Source organism: Haloferax sp. AB510 (genome assembly GCF_024136985.1).
Classification (GTDB): domain Archaea; phylum Halobacteriota; class Halobacteria; order Halobacteriales; family Haloferacaceae; genus Haloferax.
On record NZ_JAMYJY010000045.1, the window covers coordinates 1 to 20,172 of the forward strand.

The following is a 20,172-nucleotide window of genomic DNA, read 5'->3' on the forward strand; positions in this document are numbered from 1 at the left end:
CCCCGGCGCGTCACCACCGCGAACTGTTCTCGATGCTCCGCCGCGTCGCGGCCGACCCCGCGTCGTCGCTTCGAGGTCGTGGAGTGCGCGCCGCCGCTGGACGACGAGGACGGCCGAACCGTCAGCGCGGCCGCCCGTGCGGTCGCCCACTTCCTCGCGGGGGTGATGTCGCGTGACTGACGCGGGTTCCACGGCCGGCCTCACAGTCGTCCACGATGCGGCCGAACTGGTCGTCGGCCCCGACGAGGGAACCGGCGTCGTCGTCCTCGAAGACGCCGCGTTCGCCGCGCTCGACGGCGAGGTAGTCGCCGTCGGCCCCACAGACGAGGTGCTCGCGGACTACCCGGCCGAAGACGCCGAGACGGCCATCGACGCGACCGGCAAGACGGTCCTGCCGGGCTTCGTCGACCCGCACACCCACGCGCTGTTCGCGGGCGACCGCTCCGACGAGTTCGTGGCGAAGCTCCGCGGCGCGACCTACGAGGAGATTCTCGCCGACGGCGGCGGTATCCTCCGCACCGTCGACGCGGTCCGCGAGGCCTCCGACGCCGAGTTGGTGGCGAACCTCACGGAACACCTCGACGCGATGCTCGCCCACGGGACGACGACAGTCGAGGTGAAGAGCGGCTACGGCCTCGACACCGAGACCGAACTGCGGATGCTTTCGGCCATCGACGCGGCCGGTTCGAACCACCCGGTAGACGTGATTCCGACGTTCATGGGCGCGCACGCCGTCCCGCGCGGTGTGGACACCGAGGAGTACACCAAGTCGGTCGTGGCCGACCAACTCCCGGCGGTCGCCGAACAGGGCATCGCGGAGTTCTGCGACGTGTTCTGCGAGCGCGGCGTGTTCACCGCCGAGCAGTCCCGTCGGATTCTGGAGGCGGGCCGCGACCACGGCCTCGCGCCGAAGATTCACGCCGACGAGTTCGCCGCCATCGGCGGCACCGACGTGGCGGCCGCGGTCGGCGCGGCCAGCGCGGACCACCTGCTCCACACCGACGACGCGGGCCGAGACGCGCTCGTCGAAGCCGGCGTTACTCCCGTGATGCTTCCCGGTACGGCGTTCGGTCTCGGAGCCGACTACGCCGACGCTCGCGCCTTCCTCGACGCGGGCCACGAGGTCGCGCTCGCCACCGATTTCAACCCGAACTGCTTCTCCCGAAGCATGGGATTCGTCGCCACGCTCGCCAGCGTCGGCATGCGAATGACTCCACACGAGGCGATTCGGGGCGTCACGAGCGCCGCCGCGGGCGCACTCGACCGCGACGACGGCACGGGCACGCTCCGCGCCGGGGCTCCCGCCGACGCCGTCGTGCTCGACGTGCCGACCGCGTCACACCTCTCGTACCGGTTCGACACGAACCCCGTTTCGACCGTGCTGAAATCGGGGGTGGTCGTCCATGAGTGACCGTTCACGCCTCCCCGAGTCGGTCGTCCTCGACGGCGCGTCGCTGACGCCGGAAGACGTGGCCGCCGTCGCCCGCCACGACGCCCCGGTCGAACTCGCCGCCGAGTCGCGCGAGCGGATGCGCGAGTCGCGCGAGCGCGTCGAGTCCGTCCTCGACTCCGGCGAACCGGTGTACGGCGTCAACACTGGCTTCGGCCACCTCGTGGAGACGCATATCGACCGCGAGGACATCGAGCGCCTCCAGACGAACCTCGTCCGCAGCCACGCCGCCGGCGCGGGCCGCGAACTCACCCGCGAGGAGGTCCGGTCGATGATGGTCAGCCGGGCCAACACGCTCGCCAAGGGCTTTTCGGGCATCCGGCCCTCGGTGGTCGACCTGCTCGTCTCGATGCTCAACGAGGGCGTCCAGCCGGTCGTCCGCTCCCGCGGGAGCCTCGGTGCGAGCGGCGACCTCGCGCCTCTCGCGCACATGGCGCTCGTCCTCATCGGCGAGGGCGAAGCCCGCGTCGACGGCGACCGACTGTCGGGCGACGACGCCCTGCAAGCGGTCGGTTTGGAGTCGGTGACGCTCGCCTCCAAGGAAGGGCTTGCGCTCATCAACGGGACGCAACTCACGGTCGGCCTCGCCGCGCTGTTCGTCGTCGACGCCGAGCGAACCGTCGAAGCGGCCGACGCCGCTGGCGCGCTCGCGACCGAAGTCACGATGGGAACCACGGCGAACTGCGACCCAGCCATCCACGACGTTCGTCCCCATCCCGGTCAGCAGGAGAGCGCGGCCGCGATTCGCCGGCTCACCGCCGGTTCGACCGTTCTCGAATCGCACAAGGACTGCGAGCGCGTGCAGGACGCCTACTCGATTCGCTGTCTCCCGCAGGTCCACGGCGCGGTCAGAGACGCCGTCTCGCACCTCCGCGAGGCCGTCGAGGTCGAACTCAACAGCGTCACCGACAACCCGCTCGTCTTCCCGGCCGGCGCGGTTGACGAGCGCGCGCCCGGAACCGACGTGGCCGCCGTCGTCTCCGCCGGCAACTTCCACGGCGAACCGCTGGCGCTCCGTCTCGACTACGCCGCCGGCGCGCTGACCGAACTCGCGGCCATCTCCGAGCGCCGGACCGACCGGATGCTCAACCCGGACGTACAGGAATCGTACCTCCCGCCGTTCCTAACCGAGCGCAGCGGGCTCCGCTCCGGCTACATGATTGCGCAGTACACCGCCGCGGCGCTGCTCAACGAGTGCCGGTCGCTCGGTCGCCCCTCCATCGATTCGACGCCCGTCAGCGGCGGGCAGGAAGACCACGTGAGCATGAGCGGCCAGAGCGCCCTCAACGCCCGCACGGTCGCCGAGAACGTCGCGACCATCGTCGGCGTCGAACTCCTCTGTGGGTCGCAGGCGGCGGAGTTCCTCGACGAGGACCTCGAACTCGGGGCCGGAACGGGGGCCGTCCGCGACGCGATTCGGTCCGTGGTTCCGCCCCTCGACGAGGACCGCCGACTCGACGGCGAACTGGAGACCGCGGCCGACCTCGTCCGGTTCGGCGCGATTCGCGCGGCTATCGCGGACGCCGGGCGCTCCGGCTGAGCGGGCGCGCTCTCGTCTTTATCGGACGGAACTGCGGGCGTCGAATCCGAGACCGACGGGCGACCGTCGTCCCCGACTGCAAAAAACACCCACCGCGACCGCGTCGCCGATGCTGACGGTGCTACCGGCACCGCCGGTCGCCGACTCAGAGGTTCCCGTTGATGATGTCGGCGACGCGCTGCCGGTCGAACAGCTGTTCCTCCTCGGGGATCTCGGGGTACGCACCACCAGTGTACTCCGGCCACGCGCCGAACTGGTCGGGGTAGAGCTGTTTGGCGGTCATCTCGGTCTGGAACAGATTGAGTATCGGTCCCTGGTAGCGGCCGCCCTGCGCGTAGATGCGGTCGTTCTGCACCGCTGCGATTTCGGCTCCGACGGGGTCGTCCTGGAAGCCCGTCCGAATGTCGGGCATGCTCGTGTTCGGGTGCATCCCGCCGAGCGTGAGAATCACGTCGGGGTCGGCTTCGAGGAGCGTCTCGAAGTCGACGGTCGAGCCGGACTCCACGTCGTCGCCGAACGCGCTGACCGGCTTCAGCGGGCGAGTGTGGGCGGTCAGGAAGCCGGGCGTGCTCAGGTTGTACGCGTAGATTGACTCCAGGTCGCTCGGGCCGAGGAGCACGGCGGTCGGGCGGTCGTCCTCAGCGGGGAGATCCGCTGCAATCGCCGCGAGGAGTTCCTCGCAGACCGCCGTGAGCGCCTCGTACTTCGCTTCCTCCTGCAGCACCTGCGCGACCTTGGCGAATATCTCCCAGAGGCCGTAGTACTCGTAGGCGTCAGTCCACTCGGTCGGCGGCGCTCGGTGTCGCGCACTGAACGTGTTGCCGAACCACGGGCCGACGTTCTCCTCGATCTCGTCGAGGTCGGTCTGACTCCAACTGCCGAGCGCGGAGACGCTGGCGGGGTCGGCGAGGTGTACGTCGCTGTCGAGTTCGTAGAGCCGCTCTTTCGACGGTTCCCACGACGAGTACAGCCCGGTCCAGTCGAGTTCGACGCCGGGGAGCCGCGGCGTGAACTGGTTCCACAGCGCGTCGTAGTAGTCCGGTGCGTGCATCGAGTTGACGGCGTCGCCGTGGCCGAGCGCGAACGCCATCCCCGCGTGGTGGGTCAGCCGCGTGAAGATGCGCTCGGGAACGCGCTCGAAGGTCACCTCTCCCATCGGGGCCATCGACACCGTGTATGAGTCGGTCTCCGCCGCCGGTTCCGTGGTCGACTCGGTCGCCGTCGATTCGGCCGCGGCGGTCTCCGTCGCGGTCGCACTGGTCGTGGTCGCGTCCGACTCGGACGAACCGGTACAGCCGGCGAGTAGTCCGCCGGCGGCAACCGAACCGCCGTAGGTCAAGAACTTCCTGCGAGTTGGTCCGTCGCTGTCTGCCATCGTATTTTTAGGCCCACCTAATACATATAGGCGTACCGATTTAGGCGCGCCGAAATTCCGAAACGGACTTATCCGTCTGGGAGTGGCTAAAACCATGGACCAAGACCTCGTCGACCAGGCGACGCGCACGCGCCGAGCGTACCTCAAGGGCGGCGGCGCGCTTCTCGCGGGCGGTTTGCTGGCCGGCTGTGCCGGGCAGAACGACGCGGACTCATCGACGGACGCGACCGAAACGGCCGCAGCGACGGCGGCCACGACCGAAGCGTCTCCCGAGGCAGAGACGGAGGCTGAACAGGCCGGCTACACGGTCTCGATGTCGCCGGCGGGCGACGTGACGTTCGAGTCGGTCCCGGAAGACGTGATGGTGTACAACCTCGTCTACGCCGACGCGGCGGTCGCCTTCGGCCACGGCGACGCGGTGAACTCTCTCGGCTTCGACAGCGACGCCGGCGGCCGGACGCTCGACGCCTACTACGAGCGCCTCGACGGGGTCTCGTTCGACCGGAGCGACCTCGCGCAACTCAACTCCGGGTCTGGAAACGTCAACATCGACAAGGAACTCGTCTACGAACTGGACTCCGACCTTCACCTCGTCGACCCGGCGCTCGTGGCCAGCTTCGACGGCTGGGACCAGTCGGATGTCGAGGAGATTCGCGAGCAGGTCGGCCCGTGGTTCGGCAACGCTTACAGCCGTACGCACGCCCAGCCGCCAGAGCCGTACGCCGCCGACTACGAGTACTACACGCTCTGGGAAATCGTGGAGAACGTCGGGCAGGTGTTCCAGGAGGAAGACCGCTTCGCGGCGCTCGAAGCGGTCCACAGCGACCTCCTCGACACGATTCAGTCGGACCTCCCGCCCGAGTCGGAGCGGCCGACCGTCGGTGTCGTCATCTACATGGACGAGACGTTCTACCCGACGAAAATCAACGCACCCGGCTTCGCGACCTCGCACATCCGCCCGCTCGGTGTCACCGACGCCTTCGCGGCCGGCGACGTGACGTTCGAGACCTCCTACGACTTCGAGACGATGCTGGAAATCGACCCCGACGTGTTGCTCCACAGCTACGGTATCGACTCGTACTACGACGTGGCGTCGACTCGCGAGACCCTCGAAGACCACCCCATCGGGAGCGAACTCAGCGCGGTCCGGAACGACCGCGTCTTCCCCTCGGGCACGCCGGTACAGGGGCCGATTATGAACCTGTTCCAGACCGAGATGACGGCCAAGCAGCTCTACCCCGACCGCTTCGGCGCGTGGCCGGAGTACACCGGTGGTGCGTATCCCGAGATTCCCGAAGACGAACAACTGTTCGACCGCGAGCGCGTCGCCGACATCATCAACGGGAACTGAGAACTGAGCCGACCGGCTTTCACCGGCCGCTTCTCTCGCCACCCGGCGCTGGCGGGTGTTTGTCCGACCCGCTCGGCCCGCTCAGGCGCTTACCAGAGCTGGACCGCCGGCGTCCCGCAGTCGTCGCAGACGATGGCGTCGTTGTCTTTGTAGCTCCCCGTCACGAGGTCGCCGTCGCAGTAGGTGCAGTCCTCTTCGTCGAACGAATCGAGCAGGTACGCGGATTCGGGCATATCCGACGATTCGGCTCCAGTCGTAAGAACATTTCTCCGGTTCGATATATCGGGGTCCGTGACACTCCCGAGAACGGCTCTGTTGAAATCCTTAGTCACTGATAGTTTGTTGAGGCCGTGCTGAATACAGCGCGCGAGTCGGTCAAAGATCGCCTGCAGTAAAGAGTGTCAATCGTCGTCGGCAGTGTATGCTCCACCACGACGCTTGATTCGAGCGACGACCATCCGCTGTTCGGATTGACGGAAGGTCACGGCTAATCGGAACTCACCGATGCGTACCTTCTTGTGCGGACTGTTCTGGAGTGGTTCGCCATAGTCCGGTGGATCTCGCCACGGCGAGTCAGCGATCTCGTCGAGCTTGTTCAGTATCCGCTCTTGCTCAGGAGGAGAAAGGGCTGAAAGGTCGTCCTGTGCTGTTGATGTGAGTTCCCACGTCCAGTCCTCCTCACTCATCGCTGTCCGTTCCGAACTGCTCGCGGGCTTCATCGGCACTCATCGTCCGTCCCTCACGGATGTCCTCCTCTGCTTGGAGGAGCGCGATGAGTTCATCGCGGTCAAACGTCGGGAATTCGGTCGCGTCTCGGAGGGTGTAGCGGATGAATTCACTTCGACTGTTGAACCCACGTCCCTGCCATGTGCCGTCTATTTCGTCGAGAAACGACTGTGTGACTTTGAAATTCACCGTGACAATCTCGTCATCACCGTTTGACCCCGTAGTTGCTTCAGACATACGTTAGTATTACGTACGTCTTACTAAATCAATTTCGGCGGGTTGCTACCTGCTGAACTCACCCTCTGTCTGTGTCACGCGGATTCTATCAACGTCTAAGGATTTCAACAGAGCCACGAGAACTATTCAGTTCGAGCCGGCGTTTCGCCGGCAACAGACGCGGCTCACGACGCGGGACTGCAAAACGGTGAATCCCGGGGGAACGGTGGTGGGATGCCCGGTGCGGTGGTGGTGATGGATTGTCCGGGCGCAGGAAGCTCCCCGGAGGAGCGTGGGAACGTGTCGAGAGAACGGCGAGTCGGACTTAGTAGCCCAGTTGCTCGCGAATGAGGACGACGGTGGTGCGGCCCTCTTCGACTTCCTGCCGGAAGATGAGCTGCTTCGCAATCATCGATTCGACGCCGTAGGCCTCCTTCGCGCGCTCGTTTTCGAGGGGGTACGCGACGGATTCGAGGCGGTCGAGCGCGTCGTCGAGCGTCGGCACGATTTTGTTGACGCCGCTGACGATGACGACGTTGCTGGCGGCGAAGGGGTACGCGCCGATGCGGCTCCCGGAGAGGTCCGCGGCGACGAGGTCGCCCGTCTGCGAGATGGCGTTGATGCCGCCGAGGAAGTAGTCGGCGGTCTGGGAGTCGCGGCGGGCGGCCTGTCGCTCCGCGTCGTCGTCGATGCTCCAAATCTGGTCCGGCAGGCTCTCCCACTCGTGGTCGCCCTCGCTCAGATAGTCGTCGAACCCGATTTCTTCGAGGGTGGTCGAGTGGCCGTTCATCACGGAGACGCCGGCGGGGATGTGCGACTGCAGGGTTTCGAGCGCCTCGTCGGCCGTGTCGACGACGACGACGTCGAACCCGCTCGCTTCGAGGTTCTCGACGGTCGCTTCGACGGTCTCGTCGTCGGGGAGTTGGTCGAGTTCTGCGTCGATGTCGGCGTCGTCTGCGTAGTCGGATTTCTGTTGAGACATGTGTGAGTGTGGTGGTGGAGTTCGGTGGGTGCTCCGACGAACGTGTGTAGCGCCTATCGGGTGTTAAACGCTCGCTGACGGTGGTGTCAGGTGGTTACAGACGTGTTACCGGGCTCGCTGGCGACCGGTCGCCGATGTGGTGACTCCCCTCCGCGACTCCCCTTACTCTAGCCCGAGCGCATCGCAGAGCGCCGCAACGTCGAGGTTGTCGGCGACGAGCGCGGCGGCGCGGTCGTAGGGGTCGCCCGACGCGCCGGCGTCCGCGTCCCCTTCGGCCCTTCCCATCCCGCCTGTCGCCCCCGACGCTCCCGCCGTCGGTCGGTCGCGCCCGGCCGACTCGTACACGGCGTCCACGAACGCGTTCCGCGGCGAGTCGTTGGCGAACAGGTCGTGAATGTACGTCCCCGCGACCCGCCCGAGCGCCGCGCCGTCGCCCGAAACCGGGGTCGCGTCGCCGACGATTCGGCTGTCGCCCATGTGTATCTCGTAGCCGTCGACGGCCCCCGTCGCGCCGGCCAGCGGTCCCGCGCCGTCGAACTCGACCGAGACGGGTTCGACCCGCTTGTCGCGGGAGAATCGCGTGACTACCGGCAGCAGACCGAACCCCTCGACCGTCTCGCCGGCCGCCGTCCCCTCGATATCGGCGTTCTCGATGGTCTCGCCGAGCAGTTGGTAGCCGCCGCAGATGCCGACGACCGGGCCGTCGAAGTCCGCGAGTTCGTCGCCGAAGCCGGCGTCTCGAAGTGCGAGCAGGTCGTCGACCGTGTTCTTGCTTCCGGGGAGGACCACCCCGTCGATACCGTCGAGCGTCGCGTCGAGCGGGAGGTAGGCGACCCGGACGCCCGGCGTCTCGGCCAGCGGGCCGAAGTCCGTCGCGTTCGAGATGCGCGGGAGTCGCGGCACGCCGATAGTGACCGCGTGCTCGGCCGCGACGCCGTCGTCGTCGCCGACGGTGGCGCGCTCGCCTTCCGCGGGGAGCGCGAGGCTGTCTTCCTCCGGGAGACCGGGGTCGTCGTAGGGAAGCACGCCGAGGACGGGCACGCCGGTCCGCTCCTCGATTTCGTCGAGCCCCGGTTCGAGGAGGCTCGGGTCGCCGCGGAACTTCGTGATGACCGCGCCGACGACTCGCTCGCGCACGTCTTCGGGGAGCAGTTCGAGCGTTCCCAGCAGGCTGGCGAAGACGCCGCCGCGCTCGATGTCGGCCGCGATGAGGATGTCGGCGTCGGCGAAGCGGGCGGTCTCGATGTTCGCCAAATCGCGGTCGTGAAGGTTTATTTCGGCAATCGAGCCGGCCCCCTCGGCGACGACCACGTCCGACTCGGTCGCCAGCCGACGATGCGATTCGACTGCCGCCTTGCGGGCGTCCTCCCAGTGGGTCGCGTAGTAGTCGCCCGCGGAGTTGAGGCCGACCGCTCGGCCGTGGACGACCAGTTGCGAGGTGCCGTCGCCGTGGGGCTTGAGCAGGACCGGGTTGTGGTCGGTCGTCGGCGCGACCCGCGCGGCGCGGGCCTGCACGTACTGCGAGACGCCGATTTCGCCGAAGCCGTCGCCGTCGGCGGTCGCGACTGCGCGGGCGTTGTTGCTCATGTTCTGCGCCTTGAACGGCGCGACCGAGAGGCCGCGGTCGGCGAACAGGCGACAGAGTCCGGCCGCGACGGTGCTCTTGCCCACGTGGCTCGCGGTCCCCGCGACGAGGAGGGTCGGCGTCGTCATCTGCCGGGAGTCAGGGCCGCGCGGTTCAAAGGTGTTCGTTTCGGCGGCGCGAAGGGGAGTTCGAACCTCGTCCAGTGGAGGCTCCAAACCACTCGCCGACGACGCCCCCGCCATACTGTGGTGGTCACGTCGATTCTGTGAAATGTTGCCGGAAGTGGTGCGTTTAGTTCGCTCGACTGCCCGGTCTATCATGAATGAAGAAACAGTTACTCGTGACGGACTTCCTCGACCGGGCTCGGACGTACTACGGCGATTACGAGGCCATCGTCGGCGTCGACGGTGAGCGCTTTACCTACGCGCAGTTCGGCGAGCGGGTGGACAGGTTTTCGGCGGCGCTTCAATCCCGCGGCGTCGAGAAGGGCGACCGGGTCGCGGTGCTCGACCCCAACACGCACTACCACCTCGAAGCGGCCTTCGGCGCGATGCAGTGCGGCGCGCTTCACGTCCCGCTGAACTACCGACTCACGACCGAGGACTACGAGTACCTGCTTTCGGACTCCGGCGCGAGCGTGGTCTACGCCGACTACCAGTACGCGGGCAAAATCGAGGCCGTCCGCGACGACGTGCCCGCCGAGGTGTTCGTGACGAACGACCCCGCCGCCGTCGACGGCGACTGGCTCGACTTCGAGGCGTTCCTCGACGACGCGGACGCCGACGACTACGAGCGCCCCGAGATGTCCGAGGACGAACTCATCACCATCAACTACACCTCGGGGACGACCGGCGACCCGAAGGGCGTCTGTCGGACCCACCGCACCGAGTCGCTCCACGCCCAACTGGTGACGATTCACCACCACATCGCGGACGACGACGTGTATCTCTGGACGCTCCCGATGTTCCACGTCAACGGCTGGGGCCACATCTACGCCGTCACCGGCCGCGGCGCGAAACACGTCTGCACCCGCGGGGTCGACGCCGAACAGGTGTTCGACGCCATCGCCACCGAGGACGTGTCCTTCTTCTGCTGTGCGCCGACCGTGCTGTCCATCCTGCGCGAGTACGCCGAGGAACAGACCCGGCTTACACCGGCGACAACCCGGTCCGCGTGACCGCCGCCGGGAGCGCCGCGCCGAGCGCGACGATTCGTCACACCGAATCCGAGTTCGGCTGGGAGTTCACCCAACTCTACGGCGCGACCGAAACCGGCCCGCTCATCGCCACCTCGGACGCGAACCGTCTCATCCCCAACGAGGGCGGCCTGCGCTTCTCGCTCAAACAGCGGCAGGGCGTCGCCCCGCTCGGGACCGACCTGCGCGTCGTCGACGAGGACGGCGAGCGGGTCCCGCGCGACGACGCCACCATCGGCGAGGTGGTCGTCGCGGGCAATCAGGTGATGGAGAAGTACTGGAACAAGCCCGACGAGACCCACGACGCGTTCAACGATCGCCTCGAAGGCTGGTACCACACCGGCGACCTCGCCGTCGTCAACGAGGACGGCATGATAGCGATTCAGGACCGCAAGAAGGACATCATCATCTCCGGCGGAGAGAACATCTCCTCGGTCGAACTGGAGGACACGCTGTTCGACCACGACGCCGTCGGTGACGTGGCGGTCATCCCCGCGCCGTCCGAGAAATGGGGCGAGACGCCGAAGGCGTTCGTCGTCCCCGCGAACGGCGACGTGGAGCACCCCGGCGTCACCGCCGAGGAACTGACCGAGTACACCCGCGACCGCCTCGCCGGCTACAAGGCCATCCGCGAGTTCGAGTTCGTCGAGGAGATTCCCAAGACCGCGACCGGAAAGATTCAGAAGTACGAACTCCGCAAGCGCGAGTGGGACGACGAAGAGCGGATGGTCGGTCAGGGGTAGGTGGCGACTCGTCGCCCGCCGAACCCTGACTCAGCCACCCGTCAGACCGTTTCGATTTCCGTCTTCCGATAGTCCGACCGTTCGCCCGCAAGATATTATTGGCTCTCTGAATATCTCGTATCTAACATGTTTCCCCCGAGTTCAGGGAGCACCTCCGCCGGCGAGATTCTCTACGTTGCGGCCGACGGCGCTGCTTCCGATTCGGTCGTCTCAGCGCTTCGGGGCGCCTTCGAGCGTCCGGTCGCGCATGCTGAGAGCGCCGACGCCGCGCGCTCTGCGCTCGCCGACCGGCCCGTCTCCTGTCTCGTCGTCGCCGCCGCCCTCCCCGACGGAACCGACTTGGACACGCTCGTCTCCTCCGACGACGACGCTCGCACCGGGTTCCCGGTGGTCGTCTACGCCGCCGCCGGCGACGAGGCGTTCGCCGCCCGTGCCGTCTCGCTCGGCGTCGACGACTATCTGGTCCGCGACGACGCCGACGACTCCCACGCGGACCTCGTCGAGTCGGTCCGGTCGCTCGTGGACTCCGATATCGGGGACTCCCGTCCCGACACACGGAGTCACCGCGTCATCGTCGAGGCGATGGAAGACGGCGCGTTCGTCCTCGACGAGGACTGCCGCGTCGAGTACGTGAACCCCCGAATCGAGGCGATAACGGGGCGAACCTCCGAGTCGCTCCGCGGCGAGCAGTTCGAGTCGCTCGTCGACGCCGGCCTGTTCCCCGCCGACGAGTACGAGCGGTACCAGAACGCCGTCTCGCGCGTCCTCTCCGAGGGCACCACCGAGCGCCTCGACGTTCGGTTCGTCGACGCCGAGGGCGACCCGCGGTTGTTCGAACTCCTGCTTTCGCCGGCCGCCGACGGTGAGAAGGTGACCGGCGTCGTCGGCATCCCGCGAGACGTGACCGACCGCGAGGTCGCCACCACCCAGCGGGGCGAACTGCTCGAACGCATGACGGACGCCTTCTTCGCCCTCGACACTGACTGGCGTTTCGTTTACTTCAACGACCGCGCGAGAACCGTCTTCAGCGAGATCCGAGAACCGGACCTCGGCGAGTGCATCTGGGACCTCTACCCGTCAGTCGTCGACACCGAACCGTATGAGAAGTACCACGAGGCGATGCGGACGCAGGAGCCGGTGACGTTCGAGACTTACGCCGAGCAGCACGACGGCTGGTTTGAGGTCCGGGCGTACCCCTCGCCGTCGGGACTGTCGGTCTATTTCCGCGACGTGACGACGCGGAAGCGCTACTTCCAGGCCCTCGAATCGACCAATCAGCGCCTCGAGACGCTGCTGCAGAACCTGCCGGTCATCCTCTCGGCGTTCGACTCCGAGGGCGTGTTCACCTTGTCCGAAGGGGCCGGTCTGGAGGCGCTCGGCCGCGACTCCGGCGAGGTGGTCGGCCGGTCCGCCTTCGACCTGTACGACGACACCCCCGCGGCCACCGACGCCATCGCCCGCGGCCTGTCGGGCGAGGCGGTCGACACGCGAATCGAGTACCGCGGCGCGGTCTACGACGTGTGGTACCGCCCCGTCTTCGACGACGACGGCGAGGTGTCGAAGCTCCTCGGCGTCGCCATCGACGTCACCGACCGCGCGCGGTTGGAGGACGGGCTCCGGTCGCTACAGGCGGTCACGAGGGACCTCATCCTCACCGAGAGCGTCGAGGAGGTCGCGGCGCTGGCGGTCGAGGCCGTCCCCGAACTCGTCCCCGATACCGAGGCAGCCATCTGGCTCGCCGACGACGGCGGGGGGCTGTCGCCGGCCGCTTCGACGGGCGACGGGTTCGAGTCGGCGGTTCGAATCGAGACCGTCCCGGGCGGTTCCGATTCGGACGCGATCACCCGAGTCGACTCCGCGGCCGTCGATGACCGACTCCTTCCCCACGAGTCGGACGCGGCGTCGGTCCTCCGCGTCCCGCTCGGGAGCCACGGTCTTCTCGTCGTCTCGACCGACGCCGACGCGTTCCTCGACGTGAACGTGGACCTGCTCGAACTCTTCGGCTCGACGGCCGCCACCGCACTCTCGGGAACCGTCCGCGAACAGGAACTCCGCAACCGCGAGGCGGACCTCGCCGCGGCCAACGAGCGGCTCGACGATTTCGTCTCTATCGTCGCCCACGACCTCCGAAACCCGCTCGCGGTCGCCACCGGTTACCTTGACCTCGGGATTGAGTCGGGCGAGCGGGCGCACCTCGAACGCGCCGCCAACGCGGTCGAACGGATGTCCGAGCTGGTCGACGAGGTTCTCGACCTCGCTCGCCAGCGGACGCCCGTGGTCGACGCCAAACCCGTCGACCTCGCCCGCATCGTCGACCACGCGTGGCGCTTCGTCGACACCGGCGACACGACGCTCGTCCGCGGGGAACTGTTCGTCGTCGAGGGCGACGACGGCCGCCTGCTCAGGCTCTTCGAGAACCTCTTTCGGAACGCCGTCGAGCACGCGGAGCCGCCCGACGACCCGCTCGCCGTCCGCATCGGAGCGCTCGACGACTGCACCGGGTTCTACGTCGAGGACAACGGCGTCGGAATCCCCGAAGAAATCCGCGAACGCGTCTTCAACCACGGCTACACCACGACGCCACGGGGAACTGGTTACGGCCTCGCTATCGTCCGCGACATCGCCGACGCCCACGGCTGGTCCGTCTCGCTCGCCGAGTCGGTCGAGGGCGGCACGCGGTTCGAGTTCGTGACGCAGTCGGGGCGGTCGACGACGACTGATTCGGAGGGTTCGGACGAATGACGCACACGAGACTCATCGCCGAAGGAACGGACTCTGTGGCGGCGGTTCCGAGCTCCACTGTGCTCGATTCGCCCGACAACTGAGTTTTGCGTCCGAACCGACGACCGAATCAGAGGGTATGGGTTCTCAAACGCTGACTTTCGGTCGTTCTCGATTCCTTAGATTCGGAAATCACGCTCTCTTTATATGCTCTGGGGGGTCGTTCGTTCACTTGTTAGGTGAAAGACAATGGCCGCTAACTCACAAATCGAGATGCTGGGGAACAGAATGGACTTCGACTACTCGCAGGGCGTCACGGGCTACGTGCTCGTGCTGACCCGCCTCATCACCGGCTACTGGTTCTTCCACGCCGGTGTGACGAAGCTCGGCGGCTTCAACGCCGCGGGCTACCTCGCGAACGCCCCCGCCGCCTCGCCGCTGCAGGGCTTCTTCGCGTGGGCCGCCGCGACCCCGTGGCTCCTCGACCTCACGAACTTCATGATTCCCGTCGGTGAGACGCTCATCGGCCTCGGGCTCATCGTGGGTGCCCTCGTCCGGCTCGCCGCCTTCTTCGGTGGCGTCCTGATGGTGTTCTTCTACCTGGGGAACGCCGACTGGGGCCACGGCCTGGTCAACGGCGACCTGTTCGGCCTCATGATGTTCGCCATCGTCGGCACCCTCGCGGCGGGCCGCATCCTCGGCCTCGACGCCATCATCGAGAAGATGGAGTTCGTCCAGCAGCGCCCCGTGCTCAAGTACCTCCTCGGCTGAGCGGGACTTCCTTCCCCCGTGCGGCCCTGTCGGTGCGCCGCGGTGACCAACCAACGCCACCGCACCCGGCGCGCTTCGGCGAACGAACACGACGAACGACGAGACTGATTTTCTCCGATTACTTCCTCTCGAGCCTGCTGAGGCCCTGCCAAATCGCCTCGATGAGCCGCGCCTCTCCGCCGAGTTCACCCGTCGCGTCGTCTTCTCCCGCCGTCTCCCCGCCATCAACGTCGTCCCAGCCGCGGGCGATGGCGTCTTCGAGGACCGAAAGCGAGTGGTTCTCGAAGTTGTTCATGCCTCGGAACGATTCGAGCGCCGCGACGGCCTCGTCGTCGAACTCGTCGCTCGGCGTTCCGTCGTAGAAGCCGAGTTCGGAGAGCGTTTCGAGGACCGCCTCGGCCGTCTCGCCCGACAGCGACTGCATTTCGGCGGGCGCTTCGCGCTCCAAGAGCGTGATGTCGTACAGTTTGAACACGCGTTCGAGTTCGTCTATCGGGTGGTCGTGGTCGTCGACGCGCACGTCGACCCAGCGGTCGTTGCCGCCGTCGTAGCCGCCCTCGGGCTTGGCGATGTACATCGCCGCCGACTGCTCGCCGCGCTTGTCGCCACCGGCGTCGTTGCCGGCGTGGAGCGCCGCGAGCAGGCGCTCGGGGAGGCCGCCGTCGGTTGTCTCGAACGCCTCGGCCATCGCGTCGAGCGTCGCCTCGTTTTCGAGGATGTTCCCCTGAACGGTGTAGTTGTCTCCTTGGACATCGCCGGCCACGTCGAAGCACTTGTCGCCGGTGAACGCCGCAATGCTCCCGTCCGCCCCCACGACGCCGACCTGCCTGCTCGGGGCCTCGTCGTCGGCGTCGGTCAGTTCGGAAACGACTTCCTCGGCCGAGCGCCCCTCGCGCAGGAGGTCCAATCCGTCGGGGCCGTAGGCGACGTTTGCGAAGCTCTGGGTGGCGATTGCGCCGGCGTCCGCGCTGACGAACGGGACGACGGAGCCGACGCTCACGAACTTCGACTGGACGGCCACGCCGACGGCGTCCTGTTCGGGGTCGCGGGCGACGATTGAGAAGGTCGACGGTCGCGGTGTCATGGTCGGAACCGACGGACGCCGGGCGAATAAGGGTTCACCTCTCGGCGGAACCGTTGGAGGGGAGTGTTGTCGTCGCGTCGTCTGCTCGGCGGCCGCGCTCTCCGGCATGGGCTACGCCGAGATGCGGTCAATGTGCGACTCGATGGCCGCCCGGAGCGACTCGATGGACTCGTCGGGTTCGAACACCGTCAGCCGGCGGGCGCGCGTCCCAGTCAGAATCGAGAGGAACAACTCGGCCTCGGCGTCGAGGTCGATCGCCTCGAACTCGCCGGCCTCGACTCCGCGTTCGAGAATGTCCCGCAGGTGCGCCGTGAGTTCGTCGTCGATGTGGCGGTACTCATCGCGGTAGTCCTCGTCGTGCCGGGCGTTCATCCGCAGTTCGAACATCGATAGTTGGAGTCGGTAGGCCTCCTCGGAGAGCGTCTCGGGCAGGAGCGCGTCGACCAGCGTTTCGAGTTCTTCCCTGGGCGTGCGGTCCCCCCGCGGGAGGCCGTTCAGGAACTCCGCGAGGACGTAGTCGAGGAAGTCCACCAGTAGCTCGTCTTTCCCGTCGTAGTGGTAATACAGAAGCGCCTTGCTGTTCTCGAACTCGTCGGCGATGTCCTGCGTCGTCAGGTTGCCGTAGCCGTGTTTCCGTAACGCCCTGTACGTCGCCTCCATGATGCGCCGCTTCGCCGGCTCCAGCTCATCGGCGCGCCCGTCCCGCGTCATGCTAGGGGGTTCTCGTTGGACGGAAGTGTCGTTTTCGGGTCGGTGCGGTCGGCGTTTGGGTTCCGACTCAGTCCCGTGCCTGCAACGCGAACAGGAGCGCCACGGCCCCGACGAGGAGCGCGAGGAGCGCGACAACCGACCGTCCGCCGGTGACGCTGGCGTATATCCCGTAGCCGAGCGTCGCACCGGCCGCATACACGAGAGCGCTGCTCAGCCCGTGGACGGTCTCGATTCGGAGCGTCGAGGGTTCTCGGCCGACCTCTCGTGCGATGCCGAACCCGTGTTTCCCCACGTCCCACGCGAGGAGTACGAGGAACGCGGCCGCGAGCAGGAACGGCGGTGTCAGACCAAGGACGCCCGCGAGCACGACTGCCCCCGCGAGGAGCGCAATCCCCGGCGTGTAAACCGATTCGATGCCGAACGTGAGGGCACCGGCGAGCGAGAGCACCCCCAGCACGCCCATCGCGAGCGCGGGGACCGAGACCGCGGTAATGACGGCCGCACCGGTCGCGGCCACGAGCGCACCGCCGCTACTCCGGAGCGGCGGGGCGCTATCCGGACGTCGTGGCATGGCTTCGGCCATCTCTCGTCACCTCCCGTAGCGGCTCGGACGGGTCCCAATCACTCGCGGGAATGCCGGCCGCTCGAAGCCGCCGCAGCCGGCGCTCCCTCGCGAGCGACGCGTATCCTGACTCGTAGCCGCGAGCGCGCGAGGGAGCGGTCGGGTCGGGACTGAGAACCGAAACGGGGTGCCCGTGCGCGTCGAACCGCCGCGCGGCGGTCACACTCGCGTCGTCGGAGAGCGGCGAGACGAAGACGATCCGCGCGTCCGCCCATACCCGCCGGTGAATCTCGCGAACCGCCGCGGACGCGTCCACCTCGCCATCCGGAGCCTCCCACCCGAACGCGGGATGGGTCGCCAGCACCTCCCGAAGCCGGCGGTGGTGGTCGCCTCCGCGACCGGGCGAGAGCCGACAGGACCGCGGTGAGAGCGCCGCGAGACCGACCGGCACGCCCGCGGAGCGGAAGCGAGAGACGAGGGCGGCGGCGGCGGCGACGCCCCGTTGGACGACCGGCTCACCGTCGCCACCTTCGCCGCCCCCGTCGCTCCCATCGGCCCCGTCACTCCGTGCGACGTAGGCCTCCGCTCGCGCGTCGACGACGACCAGCACTCGCTGGCGTCGGTGTTCGTGAAACGCCACCGTCGAGAACTCCCCCGTCTTGGCCTTCCGTCTCCAGTCGATTCGGGACGGGGGGTCTCCCGGCCGGTACTCTCTGACCGAGTGGAACTCGATGCCCGGGCCCGGGGCATCCGACCGCGACCGACCCGCTCGCGTCGTCGGTCTCGCGGGGGCACGACCCGAAAGCGGTTCCGCCGGCGGGCGACACGAAACCGCCGTCTCTGTGTCGACGAGCGCTTCTCGCTTGCGTACCCCGAGAGCGTCGCGCGTGACGACGAGCGCCGGGTCGAACGCGTGGTCGCCACGGACGGCTTCGACCGTGTACGTGACGCTCGCGCGCTTCCCCGGTCGGAGCGCGGTCGCGAACTTCGGCGACCCGTCGACGACGGTAAGACCCGGCGGAACCCCGTCAACGAGCCGGAGGTCCGCGAGCGTCGTGTCACCGACGTTCCGAACCGAGAGGGTCACCTCGACCTCGTCGCCGACCGCGGGTTCGCTATTACTGACTGCCCTCTCGACCGTTACCGCCCGCGACGGGGTCGGGACCGCGCGGGCGTACCCCGAGACGGTAATTCCGAACAGCGCGAGGAGGAACAGCTCCGGCCGCAACGTGACGATTCCGAGCCCGCCGACTGCGAGCGCCGCGGCGGTCACTCCGCGGGCCCGGTCAGTCGCTGACTCGTGTTCGCGGCTCTCCTCGCCGTCCGGGAGGTATCGACTCGTCCGCACGGCGGGTTCGTCCTCGAACGCCGTCCGAACGTCGGCTGACGGGGCCGGCGTCACGTCGCCCGCACCGGACCGCTTCGACAGCGCGGTGACGGCGTGACGCGCCCGACGAGCGAACGGTGGCTCGCCGCGGACCAGCGCACGGACGTATCCCGAGGGCGACAGCGACGGGACGAGGTCGCCGGCGAAGAACGCCGACGCGAGGGGGTCGTCCGTCCAACTCCCATCGTCTAGCCACGTTTCGACCTCGCTCGGGCTCGCCCCGTCGGCCCGCGAGAGTGCGCTCGTCGCCACGTCCCGGAGGTCGTCACGGAGCTCCCGACGGTTTTCTGGTTCCGCGTCGCGTCGGTCGGTCCACCCGATTGCGTTCACTCGCTGGGCGAACTCCGTCCCCGGCGGGTCGTAGCGCGGACGACGCTCCGGCGAGGGGAACGCGCCTGCGGTGGCTGCCCTTCTCTCGCCGTCGCCCGGGGTGTCGCCTCCGAGAGCGTTCAACAGTGAGCGGGCGGCGAGGACGACGGCGGCGACGCCGACGACGGCGACGGGTGCGGTTCGGGCGCCCCCTGTGAGTGAGACGCCGCGGGCGATGCCCGGGGAGGCGATGAGCAGTACGCCGACGAGGCCCGACGCGAGACCAACGAGCAACAGCCCGCGGCGAGTGCGGCTCACGGCTCGCGCCCGCCCGGCCAGTCCTCATCTCGCCGCAGCGCGTCGAGCGCGCCTTCGGCTCGTCGCTCGCGCTCGTCGGTCGGCCGCTTTCCGCCGTACCGAACTGCGCGGAACAGCTCGGTGAGCGATTCAACTGTGTCCGCGGGCAGGCCGGTATCGACGGCCGTCCGGGCGAGTTCGGCCGGCGTCTGTCGCGGGGTGGCCGCCGCGCCGAGCGCGGACACCATCGAGAACCACGCTTGGGAGACGTCATTCGTCGGCGGGCCGCCCCATTCGGACGGGTCCGGCGCGCGCCGGTCCGATGGTTTGTGGTCCGCGCCGCCGCGCTCCTCGGTCACCTCTGACGCCCGCGCGTCGTCGTCGGTGAATCGGCGGAAGACGAGCATCGCCGCACCGACGACGAGTGCGCCTCCGACGGCGAGGCGCGAGTGCAGTCCGTCGGCCGGCGACGACTGCTCTCCGAGACCGCCGAGTACACCGTCGCTCGGGAGTACTAGCCGGCCGACTGAGGGTCGGTCCGGACGGTCAGATTGCTCGCTCGCTCCTGACTGCTCGCGGAGCGTTACCGCCCCGTCGGCCGACTCCGAGACAGCCGGTCCGTCCGGTCTCGCGACGTCGAGCGTCCCTGCGGCGAGTCCGAGCGTGGCGAGCGCGAACACGGTGACGGCGAGGGCAAAGATGTGGGAGGTTCGCATGATGTGCGGACTGTGTCGGGCCGTCACCGCCTCGCGACGAGTCCGATGAGGGCGAACAGGGCGACCAGCGCGCACCCGAGCAGTACGCCCGAGAGGTCCGACGACGCGTCGAGACTGAGCCAGAGTCCGCTGACGAGACAGACGAGCGCACCAGCGGACACGACTGATTCGAGGCGACGGCCGGCAGTCGCTCCCGACCGCACCCGACTGCTCACTGAGCGCCCGAGCACGACGAGCGGGAACACGCCCGCGACGATGACGGCGAGGTGAATCGCCACGACGCCGGCGATTTCGAGCGGTGGGACGACACCACTGGTGGCCGTCCCGAGGGCGTACGTTCCAAGCAGTCCGACGAGGAGGGCCGCGAGGAACCGTTCGATACTGTTCGCCGAGACGTGGGGGAGGGGGGCCGTAACGGGGAACATGCTCACTAAATTTCAACTCATTGTTA

At 67.8% G+C, this 20,172-nt stretch carries 17 protein-coding genes and 2 pseudogenes; 7 read left to right on the forward strand and 12 right to left on the reverse strand.

The window, feature by feature from the left end:
* From NKF06_RS10375 to hutH, 3 genes and pseudogenes are all read left to right on the forward strand, one after another.
* A pseudogene (locus NKF06_RS10375) lies at positions 1-180 on the forward strand (arginase family protein); the annotation flags it as partial.
* Positions 173-1,411: an imidazolonepropionase gene (gene hutI / locus NKF06_RS10380; RefSeq protein ID WP_253245331.1), complete on the forward strand. Its 1,239-nt coding sequence runs from the start codon at positions 173-175 to the stop codon at positions 1,409-1,411. The pseudogene NKF06_RS10375 and the gene hutI, both read left to right, overlap by 8 nt.
* On the forward strand, positions 1,404-2,990 hold the full coding sequence (hutH, locus tag NKF06_RS10385; protein ID WP_253245332.1) for a histidine ammonia-lyase: 1,587 nt from the start codon (positions 1,404-1,406) through the stop codon (positions 2,988-2,990). Before hutI ends, hutH begins: the two co-directional genes overlap by 8 nt.
* Positions 2,991-3,135: 145 nt before the next feature.
* Here the strand turns inward: hutH and NKF06_RS10390 are convergent, their stop codons facing one another.
* A complete protein-coding gene (locus tag NKF06_RS10390; protein ID WP_253245333.1) occupies positions 3,136-4,365 on the reverse strand; it encodes an ABC transporter substrate-binding protein in 1,230 nt (409 codons plus the stop codon).
* Positions 4,366-4,459: 94 nt separating this feature from the next.
* Between NKF06_RS10390 and NKF06_RS10395 the strand changes: the two genes are divergently transcribed.
* The gene (locus tag NKF06_RS10395; RefSeq protein ID WP_253245334.1) at positions 4,460-5,716 is read left to right on the forward strand and encodes an ABC transporter substrate-binding protein; all 1,257 of its coding nucleotides are present in this window, start codon (positions 4,460-4,462) and stop codon (positions 5,714-5,716) included.
* Between the two features lie 89 nt (positions 5,717-5,805).
* On the opposite strand, the gene NKF06_RS10400 is transcribed toward NKF06_RS10395, so the two are convergent.
* The 5 genes from NKF06_RS10400 to NKF06_RS10420 all read right to left on the reverse strand — a co-directional run bounded on the left by NKF06_RS10400 (position 5,806) and on the right by NKF06_RS10420 (position 9,353).
* Entirely contained in the window at positions 5,806-5,949 is a 144-nt protein-coding gene (locus NKF06_RS10400; RefSeq protein ID WP_007276288.1) for an HVO_A0556 family zinc finger protein, read from the reverse strand.
* 168 nt (positions 5,950-6,117) lie between these two features.
* Complete coding sequence (locus tag NKF06_RS10405; protein WP_042662435.1) at positions 6,118-6,402, reverse strand: toxin; 285 nt, start codon at positions 6,400-6,402, stop codon at positions 6,118-6,120.
* Positions 6,395-6,679 (reverse strand): ribbon-helix-helix domain-containing protein, encoded by a 285-nt coding sequence (locus tag NKF06_RS10410; RefSeq protein WP_253245335.1) that lies wholly within the window; start codon positions 6,677-6,679, stop codon positions 6,395-6,397. The genes NKF06_RS10405 and NKF06_RS10410 overlap by 8 nt, the downstream gene beginning before the upstream one ends.
* A 304-nt stretch (positions 6,680-6,983) precedes the next feature.
* Entirely contained in the window at positions 6,984-7,640 is a 657-nt protein-coding gene (locus NKF06_RS10415) for a lactate utilization protein (RefSeq protein ID WP_058826218.1), read from the reverse strand.
* A gap of 162 nt (positions 7,641-7,802) precedes the next feature.
* Positions 7,803-9,353, reverse strand: a complete 1,551-nt coding sequence (locus tag NKF06_RS10420; RefSeq protein WP_253245336.1) for a cobyric acid synthase — start codon at positions 9,351-9,353, stop codon at positions 7,803-7,805.
* A gap of 194 nt (positions 9,354-9,547) precedes the next feature.
* On the opposite strand from NKF06_RS10420, the pseudogene NKF06_RS10425 reads away from it, so the two are divergent.
* The 3 genes and pseudogenes from NKF06_RS10425 (at position 9,548) to NKF06_RS10435 (ending at position 14,655) form a co-directional block, all read left to right on the forward strand.
* Positions 9,548-11,163 (forward strand): annotated as a pseudogene (locus NKF06_RS10425) (long-chain-fatty-acid--CoA ligase).
* Between the two features lie 126 nt (positions 11,164-11,289).
* Positions 11,290-13,905 (forward strand): PAS domain-containing protein, encoded by a 2,616-nt coding sequence (locus NKF06_RS10430; RefSeq protein ID WP_253245337.1) that lies wholly within the window; start codon positions 11,290-11,292, stop codon positions 13,903-13,905.
* Positions 13,906-14,172: 267 nt separating this feature from the next.
* Positions 14,173-14,655 (forward strand): DoxX family membrane protein, encoded by a 483-nt coding sequence (locus NKF06_RS10435; RefSeq protein WP_253245345.1) that lies wholly within the window; start codon positions 14,173-14,175, stop codon positions 14,653-14,655.
* A gap of 118 nt (positions 14,656-14,773) precedes the next feature.
* Here the strand turns inward: NKF06_RS10435 and NKF06_RS10440 are convergent, their stop codons facing one another.
* From NKF06_RS10440 to NKF06_RS10465, 6 genes are all read right to left on the reverse strand, one after another.
* On the reverse strand, positions 14,774-15,739 hold the full coding sequence (locus tag NKF06_RS10440; protein ID WP_253245338.1) for a DUF1028 domain-containing protein: 966 nt from the start codon (positions 15,737-15,739) through the stop codon (positions 14,774-14,776).
* Between the two features lie 111 nt (positions 15,740-15,850).
* Entirely contained in the window at positions 15,851-16,450 is a 600-nt protein-coding gene (locus tag NKF06_RS10445) for a TetR/AcrR family transcriptional regulator (RefSeq protein ID WP_058826223.1), read from the reverse strand.
* 67 nt (positions 16,451-16,517) lie between these two features.
* The gene (locus NKF06_RS10450) at positions 16,518-16,943 is read right to left on the reverse strand and encodes a hypothetical protein (protein ID WP_082677649.1); all 426 of its coding nucleotides are present in this window, start codon (positions 16,941-16,943) and stop codon (positions 16,518-16,520) included.
* Between the two features lie 58 nt (positions 16,944-17,001).
* A complete protein-coding gene (locus NKF06_RS10455; protein ID WP_253245339.1) occupies positions 17,002-19,026 on the reverse strand; it encodes a DUF58 domain-containing protein in 2,025 nt (674 codons plus the stop codon).
* On the reverse strand, positions 19,023-19,721 hold the full coding sequence (locus NKF06_RS10460) for a DUF4129 domain-containing protein (RefSeq protein ID WP_253245340.1): 699 nt from the start codon (positions 19,719-19,721) through the stop codon (positions 19,023-19,025). The genes NKF06_RS10455 and NKF06_RS10460 overlap by 4 nt, the downstream gene beginning before the upstream one ends.
* A gap of 23 nt (positions 19,722-19,744) precedes the next feature.
* On the reverse strand, positions 19,745-20,146 hold the full coding sequence (locus NKF06_RS10465; protein ID WP_058826225.1) for a hypothetical protein: 402 nt from the start codon (positions 20,144-20,146) through the stop codon (positions 19,745-19,747).
* Between the last annotated feature and the right edge of the window lie 26 nt (positions 20,147-20,172).

Bases quoted from the DNA above. Each gene is read 5' to 3' on its own strand.
- NKF06_RS10415 (WP_058826218.1), bottom strand. From the start codon at position 7,640: ATGTCTCAACAGAAATCCGACTACGCAGACGACGCCGACATCGACGCA.
- NKF06_RS10445 (WP_058826223.1), bottom strand. From the start codon at position 16,450: ATGACGCGGGACGGGCGCGCCGATGAGCTGGAGCCGGCGAAGCGGCGC.
- NKF06_RS10405 (WP_042662435.1), bottom strand. From the start codon at position 6,402: ATGAGTGAGGAGGACTGGACGTGGGAACTCACATCAACAGCACAGGAC.
- NKF06_RS10440 (WP_253245338.1), bottom strand. From the start codon at position 15,739: ATGACACCGCGACCGTCGACCTTCTCAATCGTCGCCCGCGACCCCGAA.
- NKF06_RS10420 (WP_253245336.1), bottom strand. From the start codon at position 9,353: ATGACGACGCCGACCCTCCTCGTCGCGGGGACCGCGAGCCACGTGGGC.
- hutH (WP_253245332.1), top strand. From the start codon at position 1,404: ATGAGTGACCGTTCACGCCTCCCCGAGTCGGTCGTCCTCGACGGCGCG.
- NKF06_RS10430 (WP_253245337.1), top strand. From the start codon at position 11,290: ATGTTTCCCCCGAGTTCAGGGAGCACCTCCGCCGGCGAGATTCTCTAC.
- NKF06_RS10390 (WP_253245333.1), bottom strand. From the start codon at position 4,365: ATGGCAGACAGCGACGGACCAACTCGCAGGAAGTTCTTGACCTACGGC.
- NKF06_RS10410 (WP_253245335.1), bottom strand. From the start codon at position 6,679: ATGTCTGAAGCAACTACGGGGTCAAACGGTGATGACGAGATTGTCACG.
- NKF06_RS10395 (WP_253245334.1), top strand. From the start codon at position 4,460: ATGGACCAAGACCTCGTCGACCAGGCGACGCGCACGCGCCGAGCGTAC.
- NKF06_RS10460 (WP_253245340.1), bottom strand. From the start codon at position 19,721: ATGCGAACCTCCCACATCTTTGCCCTCGCCGTCACCGTGTTCGCGCTC.
- NKF06_RS10400 (WP_007276288.1), bottom strand. From the start codon at position 5,949: ATGCCCGAATCCGCGTACCTGCTCGATTCGTTCGACGAAGAGGACTGC.
- NKF06_RS10435 (WP_253245345.1), top strand. From the start codon at position 14,173: ATGGACTTCGACTACTCGCAGGGCGTCACGGGCTACGTGCTCGTGCTG.
- NKF06_RS10465 (WP_058826225.1), bottom strand. From the start codon at position 20,146: ATGTTCCCCGTTACGGCCCCCCTCCCCCACGTCTCGGCGAACAGTATC.